Origin of the sequence: Lysobacter sp. yr284, from assembly GCF_900107375.1 — a bacterium.
Lineage (GTDB): Bacteria > Pseudomonadota > Gammaproteobacteria > Xanthomonadales > Xanthomonadaceae > Lysobacter.
This window is the reverse complement of record NZ_FNPT01000024.1, coordinates 55,437-70,906: the sequence shown is the minus strand read 5'-3', so window position 1 is coordinate 70,906 and position 15,470 is coordinate 55,437. Positions and strand designations below refer to the sequence as shown.

The window sequence follows — 15,470 nt, the reverse complement described above, 5'->3', positions numbered from 1 at the left end:
TATTGCTGTTGCTGTTCGCTCGGACGCAACCCCACGCAAAGCACACGTCCCGCAGCCCCGGAGGGCGCGCGCATGGATGCGCGCGCGCGCCATGGGGCAGGATGCCCCTTATGGCGCGGCCCCGCGCCGCTGTGAGCCATAGTGGCTCTTGATCCGAAACAGCAATGCCTTTTCTTTGGTTACTTTCTTTGTGGCTTTGGACAAAGAAAGTGACCCGGCCGCTTGCGGACGGAAGCTCTTGATCGATGCTTGTCGTCACGCGTACGCACACGCATAAGGAAGAACCCACCGCGGCACGCCCCCTGTAGGAGCGGCGCAAGCCGCGACCGCGTCATCGCAGTAACGATGAAAGTCTCGTCGTAGTTGCGTTGTCGCGGTCGCGGCTTGCGCCGCTCCTACAGTCGGATACGCAACTGCACTGCCGTCGTTAACGAGTGACGACAAGCGGCAATCAAAGGCTTTCGTCCGCAAGCGGCCGAGTTACTTTCTTTTGGCAGCGCGCCAAAAGAAAGTAACCAAAGAAAAACGCTTTTCTAAGGTCGCTAGCCACTAAGTCCAGCACCTTGCGCGGGGATGCGCCGTAAGGGGCTTCCTGCCCCTACGGCGCACGCGCGCATCCATGCGCGCGCCCTCCGGGTCTGCGAAGCATGGGCTTCGGTCGAAGTTGCGACAAAGCGGCAACAGCAACAGCAACAGAAAACGTAGCGGTCCAGGAGTCCGGGCGTTCGCCCGAGCCACCGCAGCGCTCAATCGTCAGACCCCGCCTCATCCTCCACCGACGAATCCACCCCCGCATCCAACGCGAACCCCGCCGCGAACAGATCCGACTGCGCCAGCGCGTCGCCTTCCTCGGCGAATCCCGACAGCCCCACGCCCACCAGGCGATACAGCGTGTCCGCCGGCAACTCCACCCGCAGCCGCAGCGCGCTGGCGATGTCGGCCAACTCGCGCTCGCTCGCCGGCGGCTGCGGCGGGGTCAGGCTGCGGGTCAGGATGCGGAAGTCGGCGGTCTTGAGCTTGAGCACCACGGTGCGGGCGATGCGGCCGGGCCGGCGCTGCAGTTCGCGCCGGTAGCCGGCCCAGGTCTTGCCGGCCAGGGCGCGGATCTCCTCGCCGGTGCGCTCCAGCGGGACGTCGCGCTCGAAGGTGTCTTCCGAGGAAATCTGCAGGGTCGGGCGTTCGGGTTCGACCGGATGGTCGTCCAGGCCGTAGGCCAGTTCGTGCAGGCGCCGGCCCCAGCGGCCGAAGCGCTGTTCCAGCGCTTCGCCGCCGAGCGCGCGCAGGTCGGCGACGGTGGCCACGTTCAAGTCGGCGAGCTTGCGCTCCATCACCTTGCCCACGCCGGGCAGGCGCCCGACCGGCAGCGGCGCCAGGAACGCCTCGACCTGGTGCGGCTTGACCACGAACAGCCCATCGGGCTTGTTCCAGTCCGAAGCGATCTTGGCCACGAACTTGTTCGGCGCCACCCCGGCCGACGCGGTGAGCCGGGTTTCCTCACGGATCGCGTCGCGGATCGCTTCCGCGGTCGCGGTGGCCGAAGGCAGGCCGGTCTTGGTCGCGGTGACGTCGAGGTAGGCCTCGTCCAGCGACAAGGGTTCGATCATGTCGGTGTGGCGGGCGAAGATCTCGCGCACCTGGCGCGAGACCGCCTTGTAGCGGACGAAGTCCGGCGGCACGAACACCGCCTGCGGGCACAGCCGTTCGGCGCGCACCGCCGGCATCGCCGAGCGCACGCCGAACACCCGCGCCTCGTAGCTGGCCGCGCACACCACCGAGCGCGCGCCGCGCCAGGCCACCACCACCGGGCGGCCGCGCAGGGACGCGTCGTCGCGCTGTTCGACCGACGCGTAGAACGCGTCCATGTCGATGTGCAGGACCTTGCGCGGAGGGACGGACACGGACGGAGGCGGGCGCGGGCGGCGGCATGGCGTGCGGATGCGCGCATGGTAGCCGGTCCGCCCGCGTCCGCCGCCGCGCGCGGCTCAGTAGGTCGGTTCCAGCACATCGCCGTCGTTGAGCCCGGCGCCGTACTGGCCGTCGCCGAAGGAGTACACCGCCGGGTCGTCGAGCGCGGCCAGCAGGTCCTGGTAGGCCTGCGGCACCGAGCCTTCCCAGGCCGAGGTCTGGCCGAGCACGATCACCGTGTCGATGTCGTAGTTCCAGTTCTGCAGGATGCCGGTGACGGTGGCGACGTCGCCGCTGCTGAACAGCGCACCGTTCTGGTCGCGCACCGACAGGTGGATGCCGATCACCTGGGTGCCGGTGTTGTTGCGCGCGCAGATGCCGATGCAGGAACTGAAGGGCGTGAACTGCACGGTGGGCCGGGTGTCGCCGCCGGCGGTCGGCGCCACGTTGGCGTTCGCGGCCCAACGACGCTCGGGAATCGCCAGCGGCGTGGTGCAGGGATCGATCTGGTAGGCCATGACATGCTCCGGTAACCGCGGCGGGATCGCCGCGCGCCGAAGGTGGGCGCGGGCGCGGCGCCGCGCCATGCGGGCCGGGTCCGCAGACGGCGGCGCGGACCGCGGCCGCGGCGCGGCGCGTTCACGTGGCCGGCGCCAAGGCGTTCATCGCAGGCATGAACCTGCATGCCACGCCGCTTCCGCCCGCCGCCGCCGCCGCGGCCGCCGCCCCGCCCTGTTTCGCCGGACTGCCGACGCCGGACGGCGAGAACTTCCATGCGCTGTGCGACTTCTGCCAACGCCACCGGGTACAGACGCTGGCGGCGCTGCCGTGGGCGGCGGCGGAAATCGCCGAGTCCTGCGGCTTCGCCGCGATGCTGCGCCTGGTCCACCGCCACGGCGGCCGCCGCGTCTATCTACCGCGCGGCCGCAGCGCCTGCGCCGCGCGCCTGGGTCTGGACTCGGAGCTGGACGCGGCCGTGCACCGCCGCCTGCTCGACCGCGCCAGCGCCGCCGGCACCATCGAGATCCCCTCGGCCTGGGGCGTGTTCGTGGCCCTGCGCCGGGTCGCGATCCGCGCCGCGGTGCGCGCCGGCTGCGACCAGCGCGAGATCGCGCACGCCTTCGGGGTCACCGAGCGGCATCTGCGCCGCGAGGTCGACGCGCTGCGGGTCTGACGCCGCAGCGGGCGCGCACGCGTCGGCACAACCGCGACAGGCGACGCGCACGCCGCCCGCCCCGCGCGCCGGCCCGCTGCCTTTCAAGCTGAACAGGCAACGCCGGCGCACGACGCCGGGTCATCGACTTCGGCGACAATGGCGCCCCCTCGCCGCCAGCGCCCGAGTGCCCATGTCCGCCGTCGCCCCGTCCAGCTCCGCCATCTCCCTGACCCGCTACCTGATCGAGGAACAACGCGCCGGCCGCATCAACGCCGACCTGCGCCTGCTGATCGAAGTGGTCGCGCGCGCCTGCAAGTCGATCTCCATCGCGGTCGGCAAGGGCGCCCTCGGCGGCGTGCTCGGCGATGCCGGCACCCCCGGCTCGGCCAGCATGAACATCCAGGGCGAAGCGCAGAAGAAGCTCGACGTCCTCAGCAACGAGATCCTGCTCGAAGCCAACGCCTGGGGCGGCCACCTCGCCGGCCTGGCCTCGGAGGAAATGGACACCTCGCACCCGATCCCGGACGTCTACCCGCGCGGCAACTACCTGCTGCTGTTCGATCCCCTCGACGGCTCGTCCAACATCGACGTCAACATCTCGGTCGGTACGATCTTCTCGGTGCTGCGCGCGCCCGACGGCGTGGTCCAGGCCGAAGACAAGGACTTCCTGCAGCCCGGCACCGCCCAGGTCTGCGCCGGCTACACCACCTACGGCCCCAGCACCATGCTGGTGCTGACCATCGGCCACGGCACCCACGCCTTCACCCTCGACCGCGAGGTCGGCAGCTTCGTGCTGACCACGCGCGGCATGCAGGTGCCCGAAGAAACCGCGGAGTTCGCGGTCAACATGTCCAACCAGCGCCATTGGCAGCCGCCGATGCAGCGCTACGTCGCCGACCTGCTCAGCGGCAAGCAGGGCCCGCGCGGCAAGGACTTCAACATGCGCTGGGTGGCCTCGATGGTCGCCGACGTGCACCGCATCCTGACCCGCGGCGGCATCTTCAGCTATCCGCTCGACGCCAAGTGCGCCGACAAGGGCGGCAAGCTGCGGCTGATGTACGAAGCCAACCCGATGGCGATGCTGGTCGAACAGGCCGGCGGCGCGGCCAGCACCGGCCGCCAGCGCATGCTGGAAGTGCAGCCCACCGGCCTTCACCAGCGCGTGCCGGTGTTCCTGGGCAGCAAGCGCGAAGTCGAGACCGCGGTGCGCTACCACCACGAATTCGACGCCGAGCAGCCGTAACTTCGCGCAAATCGCGGCGGCCGGCGCGCGCCGCCGCGGTTGCGGTCGCGCCACGGCCATCGCCGCGGCGATCGCGCAGGCGCAATCCGCATCGCCTGCGCGCCGCGCTTGCCACGATCCAATGCGCCCATCGCGCGCGCGCACCACTACCGCTGGTGCCGCAGCCCCCGAGCTGCAAAAAGCCCGCCGAAAACGCACTCGGACGAGACGACCGGCCGTCGGTGGCCGGCTTTCGCGAGGCACTGCGTTGGAGTAGACAACAGGGAATGTTTGCGCGTTTTTTTGCGCCCGCGGGGACAGATCATCATGGCCAACGGCATCCACAGCGAGCCGGCGCAGCGCTACGCCGCGCCGACACCGAGCGCCGCCAAACTCCCCGCAAGGCGCGGCGACGGCGCGCGCGAACTGCTCTACCTCAGCCCCGGCGGCGCCGGCCGCATGCACGCCCTGGCGCCGTTGCAGAACCTGGGCTGGAACCTGCGCCGCGCCAACGACGCGCGCGCCGCGCTGCGCCAGCTGCAATCCAGCCCGCGGCTGCCGCACGCGGTGTTGATCGACCTGCGCGAGGGCTTCCAGGCGCGCGATCTCGACGAACTCGGCCCGGCCCTGGCCGCGCACAACGCCGGCTGGATCGCCGGCATCGCCGCCGCCCAGCTCGAACACGAAGCCACCCGCCGGCTGATCCGCGACTACTGCTACGACTACGTCACCCTGCCGTGCCCCGAGGCGGTGCTGCACACCGTCATCGGCCACGCCTACGGCATGGCCGCGCTGGCTTGCGGCGCCGGCGGCCACGGCGCGGCCGGCATCGGTGTGGACGGCATGATCGGCCAGAGCGAGCCGATCCGCGCCCTGTGCCGCAGCCTGCACAAGGTCGCCGGCACCGACGCGCCGGTGTTCATCGCCGGCGAGACCGGCACCGGCAAGGAACTCGCGGCGATGGCCGTGCACCGCCACTCGCCGCGCGCGCGCCAGCCGTTCGTGGCGATCAACTGCGGCGCGATCCCGCAGCACCTGGTGCAGTCGGAACTGTTCGGCTACGAGCGCGGCGCCTTCACCGGCGCGCAGCAACGCAAGCTCGGCCGGATCGAGATGGCCCACGGCGGCACCTTGTTCCTCGACGAGATCGGCGACCTGCCGCTGGACAGCCAGGCCTCGCTGCTGCGGTTCCTGCAGCAGGGCACGATCGAGCGCCTGGGCGGGCACGAGCCGGTCCCGGTCGACGTGCGCATCGTCTCGGCCACCCACCACGACCTCGACCAGGCCGTGGTCGAAGGCGGCTTCCGCGCCGACCTCTACCACCGCCTGTGCGTGCTGCGCCTGCAGCAGCCGCCGCTGCGCGAACGCGGCGGCGACATCGACCTGCTCGCCGACCACGCGCTGCAGCGCTACGCGCAGGAGACCTCGCGCGGCATCAAAGGCTTCTCGCCGTGCGCGCGCCAGGCCATGCACCGCCATCCCTGGCCCGGCAACGTGCGCGAACTGATCAACCGCGTGCGCCAGGCCGTGGTCATGGCCGAAGGCCGCTACCTCACCGCCGCCGACCTGCACATCGGCGAAGCCTGCGGCGGCGCGCCGGTGACCCTGGAGCAGGCGCGCGACACCGCCACGCGCGAGGCGATCGAACGCGCGCTGCAGCGCAACCGCGGGCGGCTGGGCGAATCGGCGCGCGAACTGGACGTGTCGCGGGTGACGCTGTACCGGCTGATGCAGCGCCTGGGCATGCGCGGGGCCGAGGAAGTCGCAAGCGAGGAGACGGCCGCCGAGTAACCTGTGCCGGTGCACTCACCGACATAGGGAACAGGATGGATCCTCGCATCTCGGTCAACAAACTCGGCGAATACATGACGGCCACGCCGGCCCGGCGGCGGCAGATCGTCAGGGACCAAAAGCACGTACCGGCGGTCAAGGCCGTTCGCTACCAATATGCGCGCGAGGCCATCTCCGGCCTGATCGCATCGGGCCTGGCCGACGGCGCGCGTGCGCACGGCATCGCCCAGGCGCTCAGGCGCGAAGCCGGCGGCTCGGAGTTCGAAGCCCAGGACCGCGCCCACTCCGCCGACGCCATCGACTCCTTCGTCGAACTCAGTGCCGGGCTCGACCTCGAGTCACTGGTCCCGATCGCGGCCGATGCGCGGTGTTCGGACGCGATCGAGCTGGCCGGCGTGCGCGTCGTCGCCCGCCCCGACGCCTTGCTGCTCGATCCGCAGTCCGGCGAAGCGGTCGGGTGCGTCAAGCTGCATTTTTCCAAGAGCCAGCCGCTGGACGAGAAGGGCGCCAACTATGTCGCCGCCGCGCTGCAGGCTCACCTGGAACGCAAGCTGTCCGCTCCCGGCAGGGTGCAGCCTTCGCGCTGCTACGTGGTGGACATCGCGACCCGCAAGATCTACACCGCGCCCAAGGCCAACAAGCGCCGGCTCGACGGCCTGACCGCCGCCTGCGCGGAGATCAAGGACCGCTGGGACCGCCTGTGACGTAAAAAAACGGGGCGGAAACCTTCCGCCCCGTCCCCGGGCACCGTGCGACGTCATGGCCCGCAAGCGACCGCATGCGGGTCGCGCTCAGAACGAGCGCGAACCGCGCAGCGAGAACACGAAATTCGGCGCGTCCGGCGTCAGCCCCGCGGCGAGCTGGCCGTTGAACGTCCACCCCGACGGCAACACATAGCTGGCGCCGATGTTGAAGGTGGTGGAGTTGCTGGAGCTGCCGGCCACGCGCCGCTTGCGCGCGCCCGGCGCGGTGGTGTGGGTCGCGCCGGTGGTGGCGCTGGCGACGCTGAAGCTCACCGCCGAGCGGTCGTTGAGCGCGATCGCCAGGCCGCCGCTGAGCTGCACCGTGTTGCCCAGCGCGACCCGCGCCGGCGAGACCTGCTCGGCCACCGGCGAGATGTCGTCGAAATCGCGCGGCTGGTTGTAGGTGTAGCCGAGATTGCCGAACAGGATCACCGGGTCGTAGGTGCGCAGCGCTGAGACGTTGAACGTCGCCGCCCACACGCCCGAGCCGGTCGGTAGGTCTTCGGGAATGTTGAGGTTGTTGTTGTCGGCGTCGGGCTGGACCAGCTTGAGCCCGAACGGATCGCGCCCGGTCGGCGCGCGCACGCGCAGGCTGGTGACGATGTCGGGCCAGCGCTGGGATTCCTTCACCCATTGGTAGTACGCCGCCACGCTCGCGTCGCCCACGCCCTGCGAGCGCATGCGCACTTCGCTGACCACGCTCGACGCGCCGCCGGCGCCGCCGCTGACGAAGCGCGAATCGCGATACACGTAAGGCAGGCTGGCCTCGATGCTGAGCCGGTCGGTCAGGCCGTAGCGGCCGCTCAGCTCGACGGTGGCGATGCTGGCCTTGGTCTGGTCGAGGTTGATGCTGCCCAGGAAGATCGCGTCCAGCGCCAGGAAGCCGCTGAGCGCGAGTTGGCGGCGGTCGTAATAGCTGTAGCTGATGCCGGCGTCGAAGGTGAAGCGGCGTTCGAACAGCGGCGCGTGCTCGCGCACCACCAGCGCCTTTTCCTGTTCGCGGCGCTGCGCGTCCTCTTCGCGCTGGGCCTGGCCGATCTGCACCGGCGCGCCGCCGTCGCCGCTCTTGCCGGGTTCGTCCTGGGCGTCGCCGCGCGCGTCGCCGGCGGCCTTGCGCCGCGCGTCCTGCGCCAGTTCGCGCGCATCGCGCGGCGCGCCTTGCTGCGCGCCGTCGGGCGCTGCGGCCGGCGGCGGGCCCAGGCCGCGGCCGCGCCCGGCCAGTTCCAGTTCGTCGACCTCGCCGCGCAGGCGCGCGATTTCGGCGCGTTGCGCGGCCAGTTCGCGGCTCATCTCGAGCATGCGCTGGTGCAGCGATGCGAGCGGCGGCGACGATGCTGGGGCGGATTCGGCATCGCCGGACGCGGCGGCGCCGGCGGCATGCGCCGGCGCGACGAACGCGGCGGCGAGGGCGAGGGACAACGGTGCGGCGCGCATGATCGGGCCTCCTGGCATGCCGGCTAAATGGGATTCAGCGCGGCACGCCGCTCAGGCCGGCGAGCGCCTGCAGCAGGCCGAGTTCGCGCCCACGCTGCGGCGTCATCGGCGCGGTCGCGATCTGCAGCTGCAGGCGGTTGCCCGCGGCCACGCCGTCGCCGGCGATGCGGCCGCTTTGGGCGATGCCGCCCAGGCCGCCGTCGAGGCGTTGTTGCAGCGACACGCCCGGCGCCTGCACGCCGACGGCGGCGCCGCGGTCGAGGAAGGTCACCTGCGCGCGCAAGCCGCCGGCGGCGCTGTCGCTGTGGGTGCGGCCGTTGAAGCCGCCGGCGTCGGCGGCCAAGCCCGCGGCGTCGACGAATTCGATCGACGCCAGATTCGACAGGCGGTTGCCGTCGCCGGCGATCTGCGCGACTTGGCCGATGCCGTGCACGCGCACCGATTCGGCCCCGCCGGCGCTCGCCGCCGAGGCGTCCGCGCCGCTGCCGGCGGCGGCGGCGCTGCGCGCGTCGCTGCGCACGCGCAAGCCCGCGCCCTCGCGCAGCAACAGCAGCGAACCGCTGGCCATCGCCGCGCCCTGCTGCGGCGTGGCGACGCTGGAGACCAGGTCCACGCGCAGGCCGACCAGCATCTGCGCATCGAAATAGCGGCCGTTGAGCGCGGCCAGGGTGGCGTCGTCGACCAGATCCGCGCGCAGCGGCGGCAGGGCGACCGCGGGCGGGGAAGCGGCTGCGAGGGCCGCCAGCAGGGCAAGCGGGAGCGATAAACGGTTCATCGGGCACCTCGAAGAAAATCTCGCGAATCAGAACCAGTCGGAGAGGGTCAGCGCGTACTCGGCCGCGCGCGGCGCGGCGGTGGCGCGTTCGAGCGCGTCGCCGCGCCGCTGCAGCGCCGGCGAGCTGCGATCGCCGACCAGATAGGAATCCGCGCGCATCGGCCGGTCGCCGACCACGGCCAGGACGATGCCGTTCCAGCCGCGCACGAACTCGGCCTGCGGCATCACCCGGTGGCCCAGCGCCGGATCGGCGACGAACACGCGTCCGCCGGCCGCGCCCTTGACCACGACGAAGTGGCGGTAGCCGCGCAAATCGAGCAGCGCGATCACCGGCATCTGCAGCCGGTACAGCGCGTCGGCGTCGATGCGGAAGCCGTGCGCGCGCAGGCCAATGCCTTCGACGTAGCGCTTCATGTCCAGCATCGAGAAGCCGTTGCGCACCACTTCGTGCGGATCCGCGCCGGCCATCATCGCTTCGATCAGCGCCGGCTCGTCGACGTCCAGGCCGTAGCCGTAGTGCAGCAGGCTGGCCAGCGCGGCCGAGCCGCAGCTGAAGTCGTAGCGCTGGCGCAGCAGTTCGCGGTAGCGCAGCTCGCGCAGGCTGCGCATCGGCTTGCGCAGCGGCGTCGCGGTAGCGCCGGTGAGGCGGGTGAGATCGACCGCGCTGTAGCGCTCGCCGGGCGCAGCGGCGGTTTGCGCCGGCGCGGCGCCGGCATGGGCGAGCGCGAACAACAGGGCGAACGAGGCGGCGCGGGCGGGCGAGGCGGTCATGGCGGGGCATCCGCAGGAAAACGGCGGCAAGGCCGCGATGGCCGTCGCGCGGCCATCGCGGTGCGGCGGGGGGAGGTCAGTCGCCGCAACGGGTGCAGCTCGGCGGCGGCGGCGGCGGAGCGCAGGCGCCGCAGGACGCGGTCGCGATCGCCAGGCCGTTGTGCTGCAGGTTGCCGACGCCGGAAGCCACGTTGACGCCGATGTTGCCCTGCGCGCCGGACAGCGCATTGCCGCCGAGCGAGGCGTACAGGTCCAGGCTGAGGCGACGGCCGTCGCTGTCCAGGACGTTGGCCAGCGAACGCTGCTCGCTGTCGGAGGTCGCCAGCGCCACGGTGCCGGAGCTGTTGACCGAGGCGGCCATGCCGTTGCCCTGGACGTTGCCGACGCCGGCGGCGACGTTGACGCCGAGGTTGCCGCGGGCGTTGGACAGCGCATTGCCGTCGAGGGTGGCGCGGTAGAACGTGTGGTCGGTGTTGGTGGTGGCGAAGTTGCCGAGCGCGCTCTGCGCGCCGAACACCATCGCCGAGGCGAACACCTTCTCGTCGTCCAACGCCGACAGCGCGGTGTCGTTGCTCTGCGCGTTGCCGACGCCGGCGGCGACGTTGGCGCCGAGGTTGCCCTGGGCGTTGGACAGCGCGCTGTCGCCCAGGCGCGCGTCGTGGTCGCCGTCGCCGAGCGAGCCGTTGCTCAGGGTGTGCTGGTCCTGGTCCACGGTCGCGGCCGATTCGGACGCGACCCGGATCCGGCCCTTGACCGCGACGCGGCCGCCGACCTGGATGCGGTTGCTTACCGAGGTGTCGCTGTGGATGCGGGCGTCGTCGCCCTCGGCATAGGCCGGCGAGGCCAGCGCCGCGAGCGCGAGTGCGAGCAGGGAATGCATGAGTTTCATCGGGGTTCTCCGTCGGGAGCGCGGCCGCGGCGGCGCGTGCCGCCGCGGCCGCACGCGCGTCACTGGCAGCTGCCGCAGGACGCGGTAGCGATGGACAGGCCGTTGTGCTGGGCGTTGCCGACGCCGGCGGCGACGTTGGCGCCGATGTTGCCCTGCGCGCCCGACAGCGCGCTGCCGGCGAGGGTGGCGAAGGTGTCCAGGTCGCAGGCCGCGGCCAGTTCGTTGAGCCAGCTGTGCTGCTCGCTGTCGGAGGCGGCCTTGGCCAGAGTGCCGGAACTGTTGACCGAGGCGGCCATGCCGTTGCTCTGCGCATTGCCGACGCCGGCGCCGACGTTGACGCCGATGTTGCCCTTGGCGCTGGACAGCGCGCTGCCGTCGAGGGTGGCGTCGTAGTAGGTGTCCTGCTGGCTCGACGTGGCGTAGTTGAACGCGGTCTTCTGGTCGTTGAACACCATCGCCGAGGCGAACACCTTCTGCCCGTCCACCGCCGACAGCGCGGTGTCGTTGCTCTGCGCGTTGCCGACGCCGGCGGCGACGTTGGCGCCGATGTTGCCCTGCGCGTTGGACAGCGCGCTGCCGCCGAGGCGGGCGTCGTGGTCGCCGTCGCCGAGCGAGCTGTTGCCCACGGTGTTCTGGTCCTGGTCCACGGTCGCGGCGGATTCGGACGCGACCCGGATCTTGCCGCGCACGCCGACGTGGCCGCCGACGTGGATGCGGTTGCTCACCGAGGTGTCGCTGTGGATGCGGGCGTCGTCGCCTTCGGCATAGGCCGGCGCGGCGACGGCCAGGGCGAGGGCGAGCAGGGTCAGTTGCGCTTTCATGGTCTCTCTCCTGAAGGGTGGTGGGTGTCGCGACTGCGTTCCGCCGTTGTGGTTTTTTTATGGAGCGCTCCCCGGCAGTCGGAGCACGATGGCGTTGACCGAAGCGTTGCCGGTCCCCGCCGTCTGGTTGAGTTGCAGCACGCCGCGGCCGCCGCGGAACGCGTCCGCGGCGATGGCGGCCTGGCGCGCGCCGGACGCGGCGCGCGCGGGCGCGGCCTCGGCCGGCGGACCGGCGACGGCGGCGAGCGCGGCATCGTCGAGCGCAGCGACCGCGCCGCGCGCCAAGGCGAAGCGGTTGAGCTGGGCGTTGCCGGCGCCGGCGGCCTGGTTGAGCTGAAGCAGGCCGTGGGCGCCGTCGAAGGCGCCGGCGCCGATGCGCGCCTGTGCGGCGCGGGCCAGCGCCGCGGCGCCGGCGGGTTCGACTCGCTGTCCGGCGCGCGCGGCGGCGATGGCGAGTCCGCCCGGCGCCAGCGACAACGCGGCCTGGTTGGCCTGCGCGTTGCCGGCGCCGGCGGCCTGGTTGATCGCCGCGCGGCCGTCGAGGCCGCGGCCGGCCGCGCCGATCTCGGCGCGGTCCAGCGGCGCGCGCTGGGCGCGGCCGTCGCCGGCGATCGCCGTCGCCAACAGGCAACCGGCCAGCCACAGCGCCGCGTGGCGCCGCGGACGCGGGCGCGCGTTCACCGCCCGCTCCCCGGCGGCGGCGCCAGCGCCTGCATGACCGCGCCGGTAAGGGTGTCGCCGAGGCCGACGGTGGCGCCGAGCACCGCACCGCCGACGCTGGCGCTGGCGCCGAGCGGCGCCGACGCGCCCGCCCCGGCGAACGCCGCGCCCGCCCCCGCGCCGACTGTGGGCGCCCACATCGCGTTCGCCGCATCGGTGGCCGCAGCGGCGCGCACGCCGCCGGAGCCGTGTTGGCCGAGCGCGGCATCGTCGAGCGGCGCCAGCGAACGCGCCAGGGTGGCGTGGAACACCTGGCCCGGAAACGTGGTCGCCTCGGTGCGCACCGGGTTGTCCTGCGCCGGCAGCGCCCGGTAGGCGATGCGCGGGTGGACGGTGCGGGCGATCACCACGGTGGTGTCGGCGCCGGGCCCGGCCGCGCGCACCTCGGGCAGGGGCAGGGCCAGCACGAGGACGAGCGCGGCCACGGCAGGCATGTGGCGGCGGACGCGGACGGCGCGGACTTCGGCGACGGGGGAGACGGACGGGCGCATGGCGGACTCCGAGACGGGGGATGCTCGAAACGCCGGCAGCGGAGCAATCGCGGCCGGCGAGAGGTCCTACGCCAGACCCGTGCCAACTTTGCAAGCGCTTGAATACAAAGCGCTTTCCCGCGCGCCGCGGCGGCTTGGCCGGCGCCGCGCGGGAAAACCGTTGCGCCGGCGCAACGCACCGCGGCCGCGTCCAGGCGCGGCCGTCCCCGGTCAGCTTGGGCGGCCGCGACCGCGCAGCGCAGACGCAGCGGGCCTTCGCCGCGTGCGTGCGGTCGCAACATCGCGGCCGCGCCGGCGCCGTTGCGTTTCCGCAACCTCGTGCGCACGTGCGAGGATCGGGACTTCGCTTGCTTTCGCCCGCCCCCGCCATGTCATCGCCCGCCGACGCCGTCCACGAACCGCTGCCCGCCGCCGCCGGCGACGATTTCATCGAGGTCTATCCACAGGCGCTCACGCGCGAGCAATGCGAGCAGTTGGTGCGCCGCTTCGACGCCAGCCGCGACAGCGAGCCCGGCCGCGTCGGCGGCGGGGTGATGCCCGACCTCAAGGACAGCCGCGACATCACCATCACCGGCCGCGACGGCTGGAAGGACGTCGAGCAGACCTTGAACCTGGCGGTGTTCCGCGGCCTGCTGCAGTACCTGCGCCGCTATCCGCACACGATGATCGCGCCGCTGATGCTGGAAACGCCCGACGCCGACGGCAAGCGCCATCGCATCACCGCCGAACGCATGGCGCAGATGGACGACAGCGCGCTGTCGCCGGTCGCGCAGACCGTGTTCCGCCCCGGCGCGATCAACCTGCAGCGCTACACCGCCAACCGCGGCGGTTATCCCTACTGGCATTGCGAGCTGTATCCGCGCGACGCGCACGCCGACACCCTGCACCGCCACGTGTTGTGGACGATCTACCTCAACGACGGCTTCGAGGAAGGCGAGACCGAGTTCCTCTACCAGCGCCGCAAGATCGCCCCGCGCGCCGGCGACCTGTTGATCGCGCCGGCCGCCTTCACCCACACCCATCGCGGCAACCGGCCCAAGGGCGGCGACAAGTACATCGCCACCAGCTGGATCCTGTTCCAACGCGCCGAACGCCTGTACGCCGCCGGCTGAGCATCGCGGCGGCGCGCGCTCAGCGGCCGCCGCGGCCGAGCGCGGCGTAGACGGCCGGCGCGCGCCGCTTCAGCGCCGCGGCATACAGCGCGGCCAGCACGGCGATGCCCGCCAGCGCGGCTACGATCGACCAGGCCGCCGCGTCGCTGCCGCCGGTCAGCAGCCGCAGGTTGGCCAGGATGGTGCCGAGCAGCGCCGACAACGCCAACACGCTCAACGCCGGCGCGATCCGCGTCGCCAGCGCGCCGCCGCCGCCGTGGGCGCGGAAGTAGCCGATCACCGCCAGGCTGGTGAGAATCTGCGCGCACAGCAGGCTGGCCGCGGCCAGCGCCGAAACCGAGCCCAGCGCGATGCGCAGCGGGTCCTGTTCGACCAAGCCCAGCGCCGACAGCATCAGGATCGACACCATCGCCTGGACCAGGTTGGCGATGTACGGCGTTTCCTGCACCGGGTGCATCTGCGCCAGCGTCGGCCAGATCGCGCCGTCGCGGCCCAGCGCGTAGAGATAGCGCGAGACCACGTTCTGCAGGGCGACGATGGCCGCGAACAGGCTGGTCAACAGCAGGCCCGCCATCGCCGCGGCGACGCCGGCGGGCACGAAATTCGGCGCCACCGCGAACCACAGCTCGCCCGGATGGTGCCAGGCCGCGTCCACGACGCGGTCGGGGCCGTAGGCGGCGATCAAAGTCCACACCGCGACCGTGGTCGACAAGGCGACGGCGAAGATCGCCGCGTACAACGCGCGCGGCACGTTGCGCTGCGGCGCGCGCGCTTCCTCGGCGTAGACCGCGGCGGTCTCGAAGCCGGAAAACGACGCCACCGCGAACGCCATCGCCGCGCCGAAGCCGGCCGAGAACACCCGCGCCGGCGCGAACGGCTCCGCGCTCAGGCCCTGCGGGCCGCCGCCGTGCGCCAGCACCGAAACCGCGAAGGCGGCGATCATCGCGAACTCCGCCAGCGCCAGCGCGCCGATCAGCCACGCGGCGAACACGAGGTTGCGCTGGCTGCACAACGGCACCACCGCGTTGACCAGCAAGGCGTTGAACCACCACGGCCAGCCCTCGCCGAGCAGGCGCAGACTGAGCTGTTCGATGAAGAATCCGATCAGCACGTAGCAACACAGTTGCAAAGCCATGTAGGCGGTGACCGCGAACCCCGCCGTGACCAGTCCCGCCGACGGCGACAGCCCGCGCGCGACGCAGGCATAGAACGCGCCGGCATCGATCACCTGCCGCACCAACGCCGCGAAGCCGACGGTGAACACCAGGTAGGCCGCGCCGACGAGCAGGAAGCAACCGGCCAGGCCGATGCCGTTGCCCTGGGTCAGCCCGACCGGCACCGCGCCGACCAATCCGATCATCGGCCCGGTGGTGGCGAACACGAATGCGAAGATCCGCACCCACCCCACCGAGCCGGCCTTCAAACGTTGCTTGGCTGTATCGTCCATCCGTTCCCCCTGACCGGCCCGGCGCATGACTGCGCGCGGGCGCATCGGTTTCGATCCTCGCCTAGGTGGCTGCCCCCGGCCACCGTGGTCGGCGCCGATGAGCAGATGCACTGGAGTTATCGTGGAAACGGGGCGTTAGACGGACACGCAATCGGTGCGCCGCATTGCATCGATGCGGCGAGTGAGTGCTTTT

15 protein-coding genes are annotated in these 15,470 nt (G+C 72.0%); 5 read left to right on the top strand and 10 right to left on the bottom strand.

Translation table 11 applies throughout. The features are described from left to right. Positions 1-746: 746 nt before the first annotated feature. Both dinB and BLV01_RS22345 read right to left on the bottom strand, forming a co-directional pair. Entirely contained in the window at positions 747-1,898 is a 1,152-nt protein-coding gene (gene dinB / locus BLV01_RS22350) for a DNA polymerase IV (protein ID WP_091805377.1), read from the bottom strand. A gap of 84 nt (positions 1,899-1,982) precedes the next feature. After that, a complete protein-coding gene (locus BLV01_RS22345; protein ID WP_091805373.1) occupies positions 1,983-2,423 on the bottom strand; it encodes a hypothetical protein in 441 nt (146 codons plus the stop codon). Between the two features lie 155 nt (positions 2,424-2,578). Here BLV01_RS22345 and BLV01_RS22340 point away from each other — a divergent pair, with 155 nt between their 5' ends. From BLV01_RS22340 to BLV01_RS22325, 4 genes are all read left to right on the top strand, one after another. Next, positions 2,579-3,079 carry a hypothetical protein gene (locus BLV01_RS22340; RefSeq protein ID WP_139179079.1) on the top strand — a complete coding sequence of 167 codons (501 nt, stop codon included), beginning with the start codon at positions 2,579-2,581 and terminating at the stop codon, positions 3,077-3,079. A gap of 172 nt (positions 3,080-3,251) precedes the next feature. Next, positions 3,252-4,304 (top strand): class 1 fructose-bisphosphatase, encoded by a 1,053-nt coding sequence (locus tag BLV01_RS22335; RefSeq protein WP_091805368.1) that lies wholly within the window; start codon positions 3,252-3,254, stop codon positions 4,302-4,304. A 306-nt stretch (positions 4,305-4,610) separates the two neighbouring features. Further along, the gene (locus BLV01_RS22330; protein ID WP_217633571.1) at positions 4,611-6,074 is read left to right on the top strand and encodes a sigma-54 dependent transcriptional regulator; all 1,464 of its coding nucleotides are present in this window, start codon (positions 4,611-4,613) and stop codon (positions 6,072-6,074) included. Between the two features lie 35 nt (positions 6,075-6,109). Beyond that, positions 6,110-6,778: a hypothetical protein gene (locus tag BLV01_RS22325; protein ID WP_091805366.1), complete on the top strand. Its 669-nt coding sequence runs from the start codon at positions 6,110-6,112 to the stop codon at positions 6,776-6,778. An 87-nt stretch (positions 6,779-6,865) separates the two neighbouring features. Here the strand turns inward: BLV01_RS22325 and BLV01_RS22320 are convergent, their stop codons facing one another. The 7 genes from BLV01_RS22320 to BLV01_RS22290 form a co-directional block, all read right to left on the bottom strand. Continuing rightward, positions 6,866-8,251, bottom strand: coding sequence for a transporter (locus tag BLV01_RS22320; RefSeq protein ID WP_091805363.1), 1,386 nt, complete (start codon positions 8,249-8,251; stop codon positions 6,866-6,868). A 34-nt stretch (positions 8,252-8,285) separates the two neighbouring features. After that, on the bottom strand, positions 8,286-9,026 hold the full coding sequence (locus BLV01_RS26465; protein WP_091805360.1) for a hypothetical protein: 741 nt from the start codon (positions 9,024-9,026) through the stop codon (positions 8,286-8,288). 27 nt (positions 9,027-9,053) lie between these two features. Further along, the gene (locus tag BLV01_RS22310) at positions 9,054-9,797 is read right to left on the bottom strand and encodes a C39 family peptidase (protein WP_091805357.1); all 744 of its coding nucleotides are present in this window, start codon (positions 9,795-9,797) and stop codon (positions 9,054-9,056) included. A 76-nt stretch (positions 9,798-9,873) separates the two neighbouring features. Continuing rightward, the gene (locus tag BLV01_RS22305) at positions 9,874-10,686 is read right to left on the bottom strand and encodes a hypothetical protein (protein WP_091805354.1); all 813 of its coding nucleotides are present in this window, start codon (positions 10,684-10,686) and stop codon (positions 9,874-9,876) included. Between the two features lie 59 nt (positions 10,687-10,745). Further along, positions 10,746-11,507 (bottom strand): hypothetical protein, encoded by a 762-nt coding sequence (locus BLV01_RS22300; RefSeq protein WP_091805351.1) that lies wholly within the window; start codon positions 11,505-11,507, stop codon positions 10,746-10,748. Between the two features lie 57 nt (positions 11,508-11,564). After that, positions 11,565-12,188 carry a hypothetical protein gene (locus BLV01_RS22295; protein ID WP_091805346.1) on the bottom strand — a complete coding sequence of 208 codons (624 nt, stop codon included), beginning with the start codon at positions 12,186-12,188 and terminating at the stop codon, positions 11,565-11,567. After that, positions 12,185-12,652, bottom strand: coding sequence for a hypothetical protein (locus tag BLV01_RS22290; RefSeq protein ID WP_139179076.1), 468 nt, complete (start codon positions 12,650-12,652; stop codon positions 12,185-12,187). Before BLV01_RS22290 ends, BLV01_RS22295 begins: the two co-directional genes overlap by 4 nt. A gap of 434 nt (positions 12,653-13,086) precedes the next feature. Between BLV01_RS22290 and BLV01_RS22285 the strand changes: the two genes are divergently transcribed. Next, positions 13,087-13,830: a 2OG-Fe(II) oxygenase gene (locus tag BLV01_RS22285; RefSeq protein ID WP_091805339.1), complete on the top strand. Its 744-nt coding sequence runs from the start codon at positions 13,087-13,089 to the stop codon at positions 13,828-13,830. Positions 13,831-13,849: 19 nt separating this feature from the next. Here BLV01_RS22285 and BLV01_RS22280 read toward each other — a convergent pair whose 3' ends face one another. Then, a complete protein-coding gene (locus tag BLV01_RS22280; protein ID WP_175486203.1) occupies positions 13,850-15,277 on the bottom strand; it encodes an APC family permease in 1,428 nt (475 codons plus the stop codon). Positions 15,278-15,470: the final 193 nt, after the last annotated feature.

What these genes read in the sequence shown, in the direction of transcription:
- BLV01_RS22320 (WP_091805363.1), bottom strand. Translation starts at nt 8,251, where the DNA reads ATGCGCGCCGCACCGTTGTCCCTCGCCCTCGCCGCCGCGTTCGTCGCG.
- BLV01_RS22335 (WP_091805368.1), top strand. Translation starts at nt 3,252, where the DNA reads ATGTCCGCCGTCGCCCCGTCCAGCTCCGCCATCTCCCTGACCCGCTAC.
- BLV01_RS22305 (WP_091805354.1), bottom strand. Translation starts at nt 10,686, where the DNA reads ATGAAACTCATGCATTCCCTGCTCGCACTCGCGCTCGCGGCGCTGGCC.
- BLV01_RS22285 (WP_091805339.1), top strand. Translation starts at nt 13,087, where the DNA reads ATGTCATCGCCCGCCGACGCCGTCCACGAACCGCTGCCCGCCGCCGCC.
- BLV01_RS22325 (WP_091805366.1), top strand. Translation starts at nt 6,110, where the DNA reads ATGGATCCTCGCATCTCGGTCAACAAACTCGGCGAATACATGACGGCC.
- BLV01_RS26465 (WP_091805360.1), bottom strand. Translation starts at nt 9,026, where the DNA reads ATGAACCGTTTATCGCTCCCGCTTGCCCTGCTGGCGGCCCTCGCAGCC.
- BLV01_RS22345 (WP_091805373.1), bottom strand. Translation starts at nt 2,423, where the DNA reads ATGGCCTACCAGATCGATCCCTGCACCACGCCGCTGGCGATTCCCGAG.
- BLV01_RS22330 (WP_217633571.1), top strand. Translation starts at nt 4,611, where the DNA reads ATGGCCAACGGCATCCACAGCGAGCCGGCGCAGCGCTACGCCGCGCCG.
- BLV01_RS22340 (WP_139179079.1), top strand. Translation starts at nt 2,579, where the DNA reads ATGAACCTGCATGCCACGCCGCTTCCGCCCGCCGCCGCCGCCGCGGCC.
- BLV01_RS22300 (WP_091805351.1), bottom strand. Translation starts at nt 11,507, where the DNA reads ATGAAAGCGCAACTGACCCTGCTCGCCCTCGCCCTGGCCGTCGCCGCG.
- BLV01_RS22310 (WP_091805357.1), bottom strand. Translation starts at nt 9,797, where the DNA reads ATGACCGCCTCGCCCGCCCGCGCCGCCTCGTTCGCCCTGTTGTTCGCG.
- BLV01_RS22280 (WP_175486203.1), bottom strand. Translation starts at nt 15,277, where the DNA reads ATGGACGATACAGCCAAGCAACGTTTGAAGGCCGGCTCGGTGGGGTGG.